The sequence below is a fragment of the Streptococcus uberis genome (genome assembly GCF_900475595.1).
GTDB lineage: Bacteria > Bacillota > Bacilli > Lactobacillales > Streptococcaceae > Streptococcus > Streptococcus uberis.
The window spans coordinates 1,792,050-1,805,104 of sequence record NZ_LS483397.1; the positions used below are offsets into that span (position 1 = coordinate 1,792,050).

The following is a 13,055-nucleotide window of genomic DNA, read 5'->3' on the forward strand; positions in this document are numbered from 1 at the left end:
ACACAAAAAGAGCCTTAATGATAACCTCTATCCTAAAAGTTAGATACAAATTCTAACGATTAGGCGGTAGTTCACTATCGGCTCTTTTCATTATTCAAAGACAAATTGGTTGTGGTATAGTTCGGAATAGAAACCTTTTTGGCGTAACAATTCATGGTGATCGCCTTGTTCAATCACTTTACCATCTTTTAGAACAATAATTTCATCTGCATTTAGAATCGTTTTCAAACGATGGGCAATGACGAAGCTGGTTCTCCCTGCTACGATTGCTTCCATGGCTTTTTGAATCTTACTTTCTGTTACAGTGTCAACATTAGACGTTGCTTCATCTAAAATCAAAACTTGCGGATCAGTCAATAAAGTTCTGGCAATTGAAATCAATTGCTTTTGCCCAGTTGAGAAGATATTTTCATCATCTGAAACCTTGGTGTTATATCCCTCTGGTAAGGTCATGATAAAGTCATGAATGTGTGTGGCACGCGCAGCAACTTCCACCATTTCTTGACTAATGGAGGCATCACCAAAACGGATATTATCTGCAATCGTACCTGAGAAGAGCACTGACTCTTGTAACACAATACCAACGTTTTTACGAAGACTATCCAGATCGTAATCACGAATATCAATGCCATCAAAGGTAATGGAACCACTATCGACATCATAGAAGCGGTTAAGCAAGTTCATGATAGTTGTCTTACCTGACCCTGTCGGCCCTACGACAGCTACCATTTTCCCTTTTGGCGCCTTAATGGTTACATCAGATAGGACTTTCTTACCTGGAAGATAGCTAAAGTCAACATGATTAATTTCCACAGCTTCTTTTAATTCAGTGAATTGCGGTGCGTTTTGAGGACGTACCTCTTCTTTCTCATCAAACATTTCTTGGATGCGGCTAGCGCCTGTGAAGGCTAACTGAAGCTCGCCCCATGAAGCTGCAATCTGCATAATGGGTTGGTAATATTGTTGTGAAAACTGAACAAAGGTGACAACTAAGCCTAAACCTACTGCCATAGAAATGGATTTATCATTTAAGACAATACTTGACCCAACAAAAATAACAATGGCAGTGTTTAATAAACTCATTCCATTCATGACTGGAAAAAGTAGACCTGAGAAGAGGCGTCCTTTAAATGTCGCAACTCGTACTCTTTCATTGTGTTCTAAGAATCCTTCAACAGTTTCTTCTTGGACACCTTGTACAATGATTGCTTTTTGACCGGAAATCTTCTCGTCCATATAAGCGTTTAGTGCCGATACTTCTTTCTGCTGAATATCAGTGTATTTACGAGCCAAGCGAATAATAATGATTAAAAAGATGAGAGCTACAGGAGTTGAAGCCATTGTTAATAAAGCCAGTCTTGTGTCTTGTCGAAACATCATCCAAATCAATCCAATATATAAGGCAATATTGGTCACAACTTGTACTAATGACTGGTTAAGTGAATTTTGAATGTTATCTAGGTCACTGGTGAATCGTGATAAAATAGCGCCATCTTTTCGACTGTCAAAAAAGGCAACCGTCAAGCGTTCTAATTTGCCAAAGAGACCCTTACGCATGCGGTTTGTCGATTGAGCGACAATACGTGTAAAGAGCAAGCTATAAACAAAATTGGCTAAGGCTGTAAATAAATAAGCGAGTAATAGCTTCCACATAACCGCCATAAAGGCTGATGTGTCAGCTTTAAACCCAGTTTGTCCGGTCATTTTAGCAGCATAATACTGTTGGCCAATTTTACCAAGTTCTGTTAAGGATTCTCCTAAAAATACGGGTGCTTTAACTTGCAAATAGGTCGCAAGGACAATTGCCACAAAAATCAAGGCAAATGATAATTGATAACGTTTAAAATAAAACCAGAAAAAACGTGCTGTTTTCATTATTCTTCCTCCTTGCCTTTTTGTGTTTCGTATATTTCACGGTAAACGGCATTCGTTTCAATTAATTCCGCATGTTTTCCTTGTCCAATTAATCGACCATTGTCTAATACCAAAATGGTATCTGCCTTAACCACAGATGAAATTTTTTGAGCAATGATGATTGTTGTTGTTCCGTGTAAATCTTTATTTAAAGCTTCCTGAACTAATTTTTCAGATTTGGCGTCAAGGGCCGAAGTGGAATCATCTAAAATAAGAATTTTTGGATTGCTGATAACCCCTCTCGCAATTGACATCCGTTGTTTCTGACCACCAGAGAAGTTATTGCCTCGTTCTTCTACCTTGCTGTTATAGCCGTCTTCCATGCGATCAATAAATTCTCTTGCCTGAGCAATCCCTGCCGCCTTTTGCATAGCATCAAAATCTGCTCTGCTATTCCCTTGACGAAGATTCTCGGCAATGGTACCTGAAAAAAGAATAGCTTTTTGCAAGACGATTGAGATATTATTCTTCAAGGTTTTCTTACTAAGTGATTTTAAGTCTTTCCCACCAATGGTAATGGTTCCTTCTTGCGGATCAAACAAACGTGGGATTAATTGAGCTAAAGTTGATTTTCCAGATCCAGTAGCACCAACCACACCGACCATTTGACCTGAAGCAATTGAGAAAGAAATGTCTTTTAGAGTGGCTTCTTCTTCATTGGGATAAGCAAAGCTGACATGGTCAAAAACGATATCTCCTGTGATCTCTTCGTCGACATCCGAAATATAAGTCATAGCAGGTTCTGTTTCCAAAATCTCTTTTAAGCGTCCAATTGAGATAAAGGCACGACTAGCTTGCATCCCCATAAATCCAACCATGATAATCGCAAACATGATTTGCATCATATAGGTCATAAATGAGGCAATGCTACCAATGACCGTTGGTTCTGTTTTAACCATTCCAGAAACCACCATGATTGAAACATAAACAGCCAGATAGGAAACTAACATAAGCGCTGGTTGCATCAATGAGAAGCCATATCCAATAAAGAGATTAAGACCTAACAGTTCATTGGAAGTTTCTTTAAATTTTGCATACTGTTCTCTTTCTTGAACGAAAGATTTAACCACACGAACCCCACGCAAATTTTCTTTAGCAATGCGGTTGATTTGGTCCATTAAGGCTTGGAATTTTCCAAATTTTGGACCCATTTGACTCATCACTAAAGCCATTATGATAGCAATCATAACAACCATCAAGATGAGTACCCACCATAATTTAGGTAATGTTTGAACAGCCATATAAAAGGAACCAATAAATAGAATTGGCAATCTAAATAAGACTTGGAAAAGCATCATAACCAAGTTTTGAATTTGACTCACATCATTGGTCATGCGAACAACTAAATTACCAGCATTAAATTTTTCAACATTTGCATATGAAAAACTTTGAATTTTACGGAAAGTTGCTTCCCTAATATCAGCTGAAACTCCTTGAGCAATTTTGGCTGATAAAATGGTATTGATAGTACCTGCAACTAACCCCACTCCTGCAATAATCAGTAGCAGAGACCCTACCTCTGAAATCTTTGATTTGTCGTTTTTAATAACTGCTTCTAGGACATCCTTCAAATAATGAGGTTGCAGTAAGGTACTTGCGACAACTGCAATTGTCATTATGATAGATGCTATTGCAAACCATTTATAACGTAAGATGGCTTTTTTAAGCATGATCTTCTCCTTTTTTATAATCTAGCATATTTTGTTTCAATTGATCGATAACTTTACGAACAGTAAAAAATTCTTCTCTAGTGATTTCCTTAAAGAAATAATTCTCTATGTCTCTTCGACACTCTTGTACCAATGGCAATTTTTCAAGTCCTTTGTCCGTAATCACAACTCGTTTATAGCGTTTATCTGTTTGAGAAGGAATGATATCAATGAAGCCATTTTTTTCCATTCGCTTAACGAGATTACTAGCTACGGATTTTGAAATACAAAGGGCATTTTCAATATCCTTAACATATATTTCTTGATTTTGATGCTTATCCAAATAAATAAGGACATGCCCTTGAGGTCCAGCTAAATGATCGATATGATACTTTCGAGCAACCTCTTCACTAATTTGTTCTATCTGATGGGTTAACTCTCTTAAATCAGCAATAATCCTTGACATGGCATCCTCCTTAGTTCTCGTGAAAACCATTTTAGTTCTTAAGAGAACTATTGTCAAGGAAATTGATTATTTCTGAAAAATTTATTATTTTTCAATAGTTTTCACATGAGCCTCAAACACTATTTCTAATAGAGTATTAGGGGCTCTTATGTTATAATGAAGTGATGACTCTTAAAGGAGAAAAGAAATGTCAAATGAAAAAATTGCCATATTAGGTCCCGGTTCTTGGGGTACTGCTCTGGCTCAAGTCTTAAATGATAACGGCCACCAAGTATGTCTCTGGGGAGATTCTCAAGAACAAATTGATGAAATCAATCAAAAACATACAAACACGCGCTATTTCAAAGATATTGTTATTGATGAAAAGATAAAAGCCACTACAGATTTAAAAGAAGCACTAAAAGATGCTAATGCTATTTTATTTGTAGTTCCAACAAAAGTGACACGTCTAGTCGCTAAACAAGTAGCTGAAACGTTAGATCATAAAGTTATCATGATGCATGCTTCTAAAGGGTTAGAACCAGGAACGCATGAACGCCTTTCAACTGTTATTTCAGAAGAAGTCCCTGCAGAACTTCGTAGTGAAATTGTGGTCGTCTCTGGACCAAGTCATGCGGAAGAAACCATTGTTCGAGACATTACCCTAATTACTGCTGCATCTCGAGACCTTGAAGCAGCCAAGTATGTACAAGCTCTTTTTAGCAACCATTATTTCAGACTTTATACTAACAGCGATGTCATCGGAGTCGAAACAGCTGGTGCTTTAAAAAATATTATAGCTGTAGGCGCAGGTGCTCTCCACGGCTTAGGCTATGGGGACAATGCAAAAGCAGCTGTCATTACACGTGGGCTCGCAGAAATAACACGTTTAGGGGTTAAATTGGGAGCAGATCCACTAACCTACAGTGGTTTATCTGGCGTCGGTGACTTAATCGTTACAGGTACTTCTGTTCATTCTCGCAACTGGCGTGCTGGCGATGCTTTAGGACGTGGCGAAAAATTAGAAGATATCGAACGCAACATGGGCATGGTCATTGAAGGTATTTCAACCACAAAAGTAGCCTATGAAATTGCCCAAGAATTAGGGGTATATATGCCGATTACAACTGCTATTTATAAATCCATTTATGAAGGTGCAGGAATCAAAGAAAGCATTCTGGGAATGATGTCAAATGAATTCCGTTCCGAAAATGAGTGGCACTAATATCAAATAAAATGAAGAAGGGAAATGTGATGACTAAAGTAAGAAAAGCCATTATTCCAGCTGCCGGACTTGGCACACGTTTTTTACCAGCAACAAAAGCTCTCGCTAAGGAAATGTTACCCATCGTTGACAAACCAACCATTCAATTCATCGTAGAAGAAGCTTTGCGTTCTGGCATTGAAGAAATCTTGGTCGTAACAGGAAAATCAAAACGCTCCATTGAAGACCATTTTGATTCCAACTTTGAACTCGAATATAATTTGCAAGAAAAAGGGAAAACTGAACTCTTAAAATTAGTGGATGAAACCACTTCTATAAACTTGCATTTCATTCGTCAAAGTCATCCCAAAGGCTTAGGGGATGCTGTTTTACAAGCAAAAGCTTTTGTAGGAAATGAACCCTTCATTGTTATGCTTGGTGACGATTTGATGGACATTACAAATACCAAAGCTGTCCCATTAACCAAACAATTAATGGACGATTATGAAACAACACATGCTTCTACAATAGCCGTAATGAAAGTTCCTCACGATGAAGTATCCTCTTATGGTGTCATTGCTCCAAACGGCAAAGCCTTGAATGGCTTATATAGCGTGGATACCTTTGTTGAAAAGCCAAAACCTGAGGACGCACCAAGCGACCTTGCTATCATTGGACGTTATCTCTTAACACCTGAAATTTTTGACATTCTTGAAAATCAAGCACCAGGCGCCGGAAACGAAGTCCAATTAACTGATGCTATCGATACCCTCAACAAAACACAACGTGTTTTTGCTCGTGAGTTTACTGGCAATCGCTACGATGTTGGAGACAAGTTTGGCTTCATGAAAACATCTATCGATTATGCCCTAAAACACCATCAAGTCAAAGATGACCTAAAAGCTTATATTATCAAATTGGGTAAAGAATTAGAAAAAGCACAAGATACTAAAGAAAGCAAATAAAGCAGTCCAAAAAGGACTGCTTTTTCCATTAAATCATTAAAGACAAGGTGATGAGTACCAGTGCTATCGTAAGGTAGGAAAGTAAAGCTGAAGTTTTTTGTTTTTTCGTGAAAAGCTCTGCATCAACCAAAGTCGGTAGAAAAACAGCTGCCAAAGCTCCTCCTAGAGCCCCACCTAGGTGCCCCACTATACCTACATTGGGCATAAAAAGATTCATCACCAAGTTCAAAATTATCAAAGTCTGATAGGACTTCCCTATGCTTTTCAGATGCTGATTGTGACCAAAATATCCCACCACAACAATAGCTGCAAATAGGCCAAACAATGAGGTTGAGGCCCCCGCAGCAACGACATGAGGAGTGAAAAAGAGAGTCATCACATTGCCCATGATTCCAGATAAAACATAAAGCAACAAGAAAAACCGAGACCCCCAGATGCTTTCTGCTAACTGCCCTACAAAATACAGAGTTAAACTATTTATCAAAAAATGTTCCCATCCAATATGAATAAAAATAGGAGTCACCAATCGCCACAACTGAGAAGGCATACTTTTGACAACCAGACCAAACATGCCGCCAAATTGAAAAACAATTTGAGGACTTTTAGCCAAACTACCATAAAAAACTTGCATGACTATAAATAGCAAGATGGTTACTGATAAGAAAAAGAAAGTAACTGGTTTTTCTTTCAAATGATAAGTCATTGACAAAAGACCTCCTGAACCGCAACATCATGTTCTTCAGGTTGAAATGCCATCTGTTGACAAGCATAAATCGTACTAAACGTTTTTCCACTATAATCCGCTAAATAGCGATCATAATAACCAGCACCATATCCTATCCTAAAACCATCTGGATTAAAAGCTACACCGGGAACATGAATCACATCAATCATTTCCTTTGGAACGGCTACATCACTCCGAGGTTCTAACAAACCAAAGCTTGTTCGGACCAAATCTTTGGGATCATAGTCCACAAAAATCATTTTACCTTTTGGATAGGTTTTAGGCACAAGAATTCTCTTACCATCTTTTTGTGCTTCTTGAATAAGCAAAGCTGTCTTGTATTCATTAGGCATGGCTAAATAAGTCGTAATAACATGCGACTCTTGATAAGCTTTTGACGATAAGACACTTTCTAATAAGAGGAGATCTTTTTGGGACTTCTCTCTTTTATCTAGGCCTCGCATTCTAGCAAGTACCGTCTGACGTAATTCTTTTTTTAACATAACCCCATTTTATCACAATTTCTCATTTTCAAGGAATCCTGAACCTGAAACCGTGTTGCCATTTTCTAAGACAAAAGGTAGAATAGAAAGGAATGACTAGCAAATTCGGAGACAATCATGCAAAATCTTACAAAAGGTAATCCTATTACCGTCATCTTAGCCTTCACTCTTCCACTTTTAATTGGAAGTTTTTTTCAACTCACTTATAATTTCGCAGATAGTATCATTGTTGGTCACACCCTGGGTCAAAATGCTTTTGCCAGTGTGGGGGCCACAGGAAGCTTAATGTTTTTGGTCCTCGGATTCGCCCAGGGACTTACCTCTGGCTTAACCATTGTGACCGCACAACGATTTGGAGCAGATGATCAGAAAGGCGTAAAAGAAAGCTTCGTTCATGGACTCTTTTACTCAGTTCTTGTTAGTTTGGTCTTAACGGTCATTTCACTTATCTTTTTGAAACCCCTTTTGCTGATCATGCAGACCCCAATCAATTTAGTAGCGGATGCCTATGACTTCTTACTGGCTATCTTTGGGGGTATGATTTTCACCATTTTATTCAATTACCTCTCCAGTGCGATTAGAAGTTTAGGGAATTCAAGAACCCCTCTCATCTCACTCATTATCGCCAGTATTTTAAATATTCTACTCGAGTTTCTCTTTATTCTTTATTTTAAAATGGGTGTACTAGGTGCTGGAATTGCTACTATTATTGCGCAAGCTTTCTCCGTACTCTATTTGATCCTTTACATCAACAAAAAGATCCCCCATTTCCGACTAAAGAAAGACGATTTGACTCTAGATAGGGAAAATCTCAGAAATCATGCTCGCCTTGGTTTTCCCATGGCATTTCAGGCTAGTATTATAGCCATTGGAGCCATTACACTGCAGGTAACCATTAATAAGTTGGGGACTGAAGCTATCGCAGCTATTGCTATTGCCAGTAAAACAGACCAACTGGCCATGCTACCGATGTTAAATCTGGGCTTAGCCTTGTCAACCTTTACAGCTCAGAACTATGGCGCTAAAGCTTATAAAAGAATCCTTGAGGGTCTTAAAGATTCACTCATTATCTGTATTATTTGGTCTGTTCTTTTTGCTATTCTGTTAATTTTCCAACACCGCTTTTTCTCTGGCATTTTCATTAGTAAGGCTGATCCAGCTGTTTTCCATTTAGCCTATCTCTATTATCTGATTAATGGCTCTCTTTATTGGATTTTAGCCATCCTATTTATACTAAGAAGTTTCATTCAAGGTCTCGGATACGGTTTTGTTCCTACTTTAGCAGGCATTATGGAATTAGTCATGAGAGCAGGAGTCGCCATTATTGGCCTGTTATACTTTGGTTTTGTTGGTGTGGCTTCAGCTAATCCAGCAGCCTGGATAGGCAGTCTCCTGATTCTCATTCCGTCAAGTTTAATTCTCATCAAAAAATTAAAAAGACAAGACCTAAACGAAAACGAGTTAAGAAATCTTTAAGGTTGATAGCTTATGATAAGACTATCCTAAATAACGGTCTCCCAAACCGTTGGGGAGATAAGTTCCCTCTTATCTCCCTTTTCATAAATCTCCTGAGCATCCTAGCAATAGGATGCTCTTTTGATCGTTAAAAGGAAGAAGCAGTTGCTTCTTCCTTTTTGCTGTTATTATGAATTTACTTTTTCTCCTAAAAATGCCTTTATCTCTGGTAAGGCCTGCTTGATAGCTCCTTCATCTGGGCTCATTTTAGCGTGGTGTAGGGGGTAAGGTGTGTCAACACCCAACCAGAACATAACGCCTTTCACCTTGCTTAATAAGAAGCCAAAATCTTCACCTGTCATGGCTGGCAAGCATTCAATCATATTGATTGTATCACTTTCCTTAAAGAAAGAAATCAATTCATCAGCAAGCTCGGGGTTATTTTCAACAGGAAGGTAACCACCTTGCTTTAAGTGAACATCCACTTCTAATCCAAAGCTTTTTGCAATACCTTCAGCCATCTCAGTCAGACGTTTCTGTGTTAACTGGCTCATGTCATGTGTCAAGGTACGGATAGTCCCATGTAAAAGGGCTTCTTGAGAAATCACATTGTTGGTAGTTCCAGCATGAAGCGATCCGAAAGTGACAACTGCACCTTCAATCGGATCAACATTACGTGAAACAATTGTTTGCACTTGGGTCACAAAATAAGACGCAGCAACTAGGGCATCGTTGGCATGATGAGGGAAAGCAGCATGTCCCCCTTTTCCCTTAAAGCTTACCTTAACCTCACAAGTCCCTGCAAAAAGCGTTGCTCGATTACTAGCTAGCGTCCCAACAGGTAAATCTGGACGAACATGCAAAGCATAGACTTCATCTGGCATCCACTCATCCAAAGCACCAGATTGATACATCAACATCCCACCAGCCTCATTTTCCTCAGCTGGCTGGAAGATAAAGAGCATGTTATGTTTGCTCTGCTTTTCCACCAAAGCCTCTAAAAGACCCAAAGCCATGGTCATATGAATATCGTGTCCACAAGCATGCATCCTCCCTTGGTTCTTACTGGCAAAGGCTAAGCCAGTCTCCTCAGTTATTGGTAAACCATCCATATCTGAGCGCCAAGCAACCGTTTTTTCAGGGGCGTAGCCTTTCAAAAAAACTAAAATACCAGTCTTCCATGTCTTGATCTGGATGAATGGTTTGTCTTGGCAAAGCTGCTCAATAACAGAAAGTAAAAAAGCTTGTGTTTGATATTCTTCCAAGCCGATTTCAGGGATTTGATGCAGTTGACGGCGGATAGCAATTAAATCTAGCATAAGTTAACTCCTTTAAAAGAAAATCCCGTGGAAACCACAGGATTTTTCACCGATTCCTAAACTTTTAAATAAGACGTAGAGCGTCTTCAAGTGCTGTTTTTTGTTGTGTTTGAGAATCAATTTCCTTAATGATTCGAGCAGGGACCCCCGCAACAACAACATTTTCAGGAACATCCTCAGTAACAATAGCTCCAGCCGCAACAACAGAGCCATTGCCAACCTGAACACCTTCAATGACAACAGCATTAGCCCCTACAAGGACATTATCACCAATACGTACAGGCTCTGCTGAAGCTGGTTCAATAACGCCGGCTAAAACTGCTCCAGCTCCGATATGGCTATTTTTACCAACTGTTGCACGTCCACCAAGAATAGCTCCCATATCAATCATCGTACCAGGACCAATTTCAGCTCCAATATTAATAATAGCCCCCATCATAATCACAGCATTATCACCAATAACAACTTGATCACGAATGATAGCTCCAGGTTCAATACGAGCATTAATCCGACGTTTGTCTAATAAGGGAACAGCCGAATTCCGACCATCTTGTTCCACAATAAAGTCAACATTTTCTTTTAAATCAACGAGTAGAGGCTCAATAGCTTTCCAGTCTCCAAAAAGAACATTCCCTAGTTTTAGAACTGATTCAGGTACTGGTGCTGATAACTCCCCTTCAAAAGTCACCTTAACACTGGTTTTTTTCTCTGCATTACCAATAAAGGCAATAATCTCTTGGGCAGTCATTTTCTGTACAGTCATAAGCATCTCCTCAAAATCATTTTTTTTATTATAACAAATTTTCAGAAAATGAGTATTCTTTTAGGCTATATTGACAAAAAAAAGCCCTAACAGGCTTTTTAGTATATGGGGGAGTCTTTTCCTGGTAAATCAAAGGTAGTCTTAACTATATAATGCAATCATACTCCCTTCAGTAATTCGAGGAAGTTCCTGACCTTCAACGTGCAATGTTCCGGGTAAAGATCCCTCAGTTGAGCCATCAAAAGCGATGGTAATGTGACCCAAATTTTTCAAATTTGTTTCTACAACACTACCAATAGAAGTCACTTTATAATCTATTTGATTAATTGACAAGATACTACCTTCATGAATTGCTCCACTTAAACTTTTGTTGTCAATAGTATAACAGAATTCTGCAAGATCAGCTGGAGCACCTTCTCCAAAGAGAATGAGCATATTAGCGTTGTCTATCATACTATCTGCCTCCATACCGACAGCCGTCACTTTCGTTTCAAATATTTTTACCATATTAACTTCCCCTTTTTTTACAAAATTTTCTATTACTATTTTACTGATAAAGTCCAATACTTGCAATCCATGCCACAATAACACGAGGAACACCATTTAAGAAACGTGAGTAAAGAACAGATGGCACCCCAACTTCAACCGTTTCTGAATCTGCCTCAGTCAATCCTAAAGCAACTGGAATGAAATCACAACCATTTTGTGTATTAATGGCAAATAAAGCCGGTAATGCCATTTGAGGTGGAATATTACCTTTACCGATTTCAACTCCTATTAACGTCCCAATAATTTGTGAAATAACAGCACCTGGTCCTAAAAGTGGTGATAAAAATGGTAATGAACAAATAAATCCAATAATAACAAGTCCCCATACATTTCCAGCAAGTGGTACCATCAATTTAGCTAACCAATTTCCGACACCTGAACCTTGAATGATACCAATTAAAAGTGATACAAAGGCCATGAAAGGCAAGATGGTATTAAGCATTGTTTGAATAGCATCACGTGCTGCTTGGTTAAAGGTTGCCACAATTTTACCAGCACCCATACCAATTCGAGCTACAAAACTAGATTCCGCACGTTGCTCTGTTATTTTCTTACTTGTATCATAAGTAGCAGCCTTAGGGCTTTCTTGGTCACTTGCTGCAACACTTGCTGCTTCATCAGTTAATGATATTTGATTGACACCAACAGCTGAGACGTAGATATCCTCGGTAATATACTGTGCCAAAGGTCCACTCTTACCTGTTGCAACAACATTAATGGTAGGGATTCCTTTTTTAGGATAAATCCCACAACGTAGAGTTCCTCCGCAATCAACAATAGCAAGTGCAATTTCATCATCCGGAATAGATGTTTTAAAACCATTAACAGCTTCCATTCCCGTTAGTTCCACAATTTTATCTACTATTTCTGGTTTCTCACCACCACCCGTAATGTAAATAAATTTATGTTTTTCTGGTGTTGGCGTAATGACTAAAGGTCCTCCAAAACCACCACTTCCTTTGACAACTTTAATACTTTGATAAGCCATTTTATAGTCTCCTCATTCCTAATCAAGATTAACTGTTTTACTCAATGTGATGCCTTGTTGTTTAGAAACATATGCAGTCGTAAAATCGGTTACCCATCCACTAACAAAGTTCATAATTAAACCAACAAGTAGATAACGAATAGCCAACTCCATTTGACTCAATCCTAACGTTTTAATACCACTTGCTATCCCTAACCAGACAAACAATTCACCTGGATTAATATGGGGAAAAACACCATTAGATGTGTGGCAAAACTGCATCTGTGAAGCAACATAACTAGGTTTATAATATTCAGGCATAAATCTACCCATACTAATAGCCATTGGGTTACCTAACATAAATGCTGAAATAAATGGTAAAATCATGTAACGACTTACTGGATTTTTAGCAGAAACAGCTGCTAATTTATTCACTCGCTCTTCACCAAGTAAAGCAATAAATGCATTCATGGCAACTAAAAGCATTAGGACAACTGGTACGATTCCTGTCATCCAACTAATAAATGTGTCGCCACCTAATTGAAATAACTTCATAAAACCTTCTGCGAATTTTGTAATGTAATCCATCGTAAACTCC

At 38.5% G+C, this 13,055-nt stretch carries 13 protein-coding genes; 3 read left to right on the forward strand and 10 right to left on the reverse strand.

Features of this window, described 5'->3' with window-relative positions:
- Positions 1–90: 90 nt before the first annotated feature.
- From DQM95_RS09200 to DQM95_RS09210, 3 genes are read right to left on the reverse strand one after another with little or no spacing between them, the layout of a single operon-like run.
- Positions 91–1,875: an ABC transporter ATP-binding protein gene (locus DQM95_RS09200; RefSeq protein ID WP_046391646.1), complete on the reverse strand. Its 1,785-nt coding sequence runs from the start codon at positions 1,873–1,875 to the stop codon at positions 91–93.
- Positions 1,875–3,584, reverse strand: a complete 1,710-nt coding sequence (locus tag DQM95_RS09205; RefSeq protein WP_046391647.1) for an ABC transporter ATP-binding protein — start codon at positions 3,582–3,584, stop codon at positions 1,875–1,877. Before DQM95_RS09205 ends, DQM95_RS09200 begins: the two co-directional genes overlap by 1 nt.
- Positions 3,577–4,029, reverse strand: a complete 453-nt coding sequence (locus DQM95_RS09210; protein WP_037592580.1) for a MarR family winged helix-turn-helix transcriptional regulator — start codon at positions 4,027–4,029, stop codon at positions 3,577–3,579. The genes DQM95_RS09205 and DQM95_RS09210 overlap by 8 nt, the downstream gene beginning before the upstream one ends.
- Before the next feature lie 187 nt (positions 4,030–4,216).
- Here DQM95_RS09210 and DQM95_RS09215 point away from each other — a divergent pair, with 187 nt between their 5' ends.
- Positions 4,217–5,233: an NAD(P)H-dependent glycerol-3-phosphate dehydrogenase gene (locus DQM95_RS09215; protein ID WP_015911984.1), complete on the forward strand. Its 1,017-nt coding sequence runs from the start codon at positions 4,217–4,219 to the stop codon at positions 5,231–5,233.
- Positions 5,234–5,262: 29 nt separating this feature from the next.
- The gene (gene galU / locus DQM95_RS09220) at positions 5,263–6,177 is read left to right on the forward strand and encodes a UTP--glucose-1-phosphate uridylyltransferase GalU (protein ID WP_046388849.1); all 915 of its coding nucleotides are present in this window, start codon (positions 5,263–5,265) and stop codon (positions 6,175–6,177) included.
- Positions 6,178–6,205: 28 nt separating this feature from the next.
- On the opposite strand, the gene DQM95_RS09225 is transcribed toward galU, so the two are convergent.
- Both DQM95_RS09225 and DQM95_RS09230 read right to left on the reverse strand, forming a co-directional pair.
- Entirely contained in the window at positions 6,206–6,880 is a 675-nt protein-coding gene (locus DQM95_RS09225; protein ID WP_037592579.1) for a rhomboid family intramembrane serine protease, read from the reverse strand.
- The gene (locus tag DQM95_RS09230; protein ID WP_037592578.1) at positions 6,877–7,404 is read right to left on the reverse strand and encodes a 5-formyltetrahydrofolate cyclo-ligase; all 528 of its coding nucleotides are present in this window, start codon (positions 7,402–7,404) and stop codon (positions 6,877–6,879) included. The genes DQM95_RS09225 and DQM95_RS09230 overlap by 4 nt, the downstream gene beginning before the upstream one ends.
- A gap of 117 nt (positions 7,405–7,521) precedes the next feature.
- Between DQM95_RS09230 and DQM95_RS09235 the strand changes: the two genes are divergently transcribed.
- Positions 7,522–8,880, forward strand: coding sequence for an MATE family efflux transporter (locus DQM95_RS09235; protein ID WP_037592577.1), 1,359 nt, complete (start codon positions 7,522–7,524; stop codon positions 8,878–8,880).
- Between the two features lie 167 nt (positions 8,881–9,047).
- Here the strand turns inward: DQM95_RS09235 and DQM95_RS09240 are convergent, their stop codons facing one another.
- From DQM95_RS09240 to srlA, 5 genes are all read right to left on the reverse strand, one after another.
- Positions 9,048–10,178 carry an N-acetyldiaminopimelate deacetylase gene (locus DQM95_RS09240; protein ID WP_111686010.1) on the reverse strand — a complete coding sequence of 377 codons (1,131 nt, stop codon included), beginning with the start codon at positions 10,176–10,178 and terminating at the stop codon, positions 9,048–9,050.
- 64 nt (positions 10,179–10,242) lie between these two features.
- Positions 10,243–10,941, reverse strand: coding sequence for a 2,3,4,5-tetrahydropyridine-2,6-dicarboxylate N-acetyltransferase (gene dapD / locus DQM95_RS09245; RefSeq protein ID WP_015911992.1), 699 nt, complete (start codon positions 10,939–10,941; stop codon positions 10,243–10,245).
- A gap of 141 nt (positions 10,942–11,082) precedes the next feature.
- The gene (locus DQM95_RS09250) at positions 11,083–11,448 is read right to left on the reverse strand and encodes a PTS glucitol/sorbitol transporter subunit IIA (RefSeq protein ID WP_015911993.1); all 366 of its coding nucleotides are present in this window, start codon (positions 11,446–11,448) and stop codon (positions 11,083–11,085) included.
- Between the two features lie 40 nt (positions 11,449–11,488).
- Positions 11,489–12,478 carry a PTS glucitol/sorbitol transporter subunit IIB gene (srlE, locus tag DQM95_RS09255; RefSeq protein WP_015911994.1) on the reverse strand — a complete coding sequence of 330 codons (990 nt, stop codon included), beginning with the start codon at positions 12,476–12,478 and terminating at the stop codon, positions 11,489–11,491.
- Positions 12,479–12,496: 18 nt separating this feature from the next.
- Entirely contained in the window at positions 12,497–13,045 is a 549-nt protein-coding gene (gene srlA / locus DQM95_RS09260) for a PTS glucitol/sorbitol transporter subunit IIC (protein ID WP_037592574.1), read from the reverse strand.
- Positions 13,046–13,055 lie beyond the last annotated feature (10 nt).

Excerpts from the sequence above, each read along its gene's own strand:
- DQM95_RS09225 (WP_037592579.1), bottom strand. The coding sequence starts at position 6,880 with ATGACTTATCATTTGAAAGAAAAACCAGTTACTTTCTTTTTCTTATCA.
- DQM95_RS09215 (WP_015911984.1), top strand. The coding sequence starts at position 4,217 with ATGTCAAATGAAAAAATTGCCATATTAGGTCCCGGTTCTTGGGGTACT.
- DQM95_RS09210 (WP_037592580.1), bottom strand. The coding sequence starts at position 4,029 with ATGTCAAGGATTATTGCTGATTTAAGAGAGTTAACCCATCAGATAGAA.
- DQM95_RS09200 (WP_046391646.1), bottom strand. The coding sequence starts at position 1,875 with ATGAAAACAGCACGTTTTTTCTGGTTTTATTTTAAACGTTATCAATTA.
- DQM95_RS09240 (WP_111686010.1), bottom strand. The coding sequence starts at position 10,178 with ATGCTAGATTTAATTGCTATCCGCCGTCAACTGCATCAAATCCCTGAA.
- DQM95_RS09205 (WP_046391647.1), bottom strand. The coding sequence starts at position 3,584 with ATGCTTAAAAAAGCCATCTTACGTTATAAATGGTTTGCAATAGCATCT.
- DQM95_RS09230 (WP_037592578.1), bottom strand. The coding sequence starts at position 7,404 with ATGTTAAAAAAAGAATTACGTCAGACGGTACTTGCTAGAATGCGAGGC.
- DQM95_RS09250 (WP_015911993.1), bottom strand. The coding sequence starts at position 11,448 with ATGGTAAAAATATTTGAAACGAAAGTGACGGCTGTCGGTATGGAGGCA.
- DQM95_RS09235 (WP_037592577.1), top strand. The coding sequence starts at position 7,522 with ATGCAAAATCTTACAAAAGGTAATCCTATTACCGTCATCTTAGCCTTC.
- srlE (WP_015911994.1), bottom strand. The coding sequence starts at position 12,478 with ATGGCTTATCAAAGTATTAAAGTTGTCAAAGGAAGTGGTGGTTTTGGA.
- galU (WP_046388849.1), top strand. The coding sequence starts at position 5,263 with ATGACTAAAGTAAGAAAAGCCATTATTCCAGCTGCCGGACTTGGCACA.
- srlA (WP_037592574.1), bottom strand. The coding sequence starts at position 13,045 with ATGGATTACATTACAAAATTCGCAGAAGGTTTTATGAAGTTATTTCAA.
- dapD (WP_015911992.1), bottom strand. The coding sequence starts at position 10,941 with ATGACTGTACAGAAAATGACTGCCCAAGAGATTATTGCCTTTATTGGT.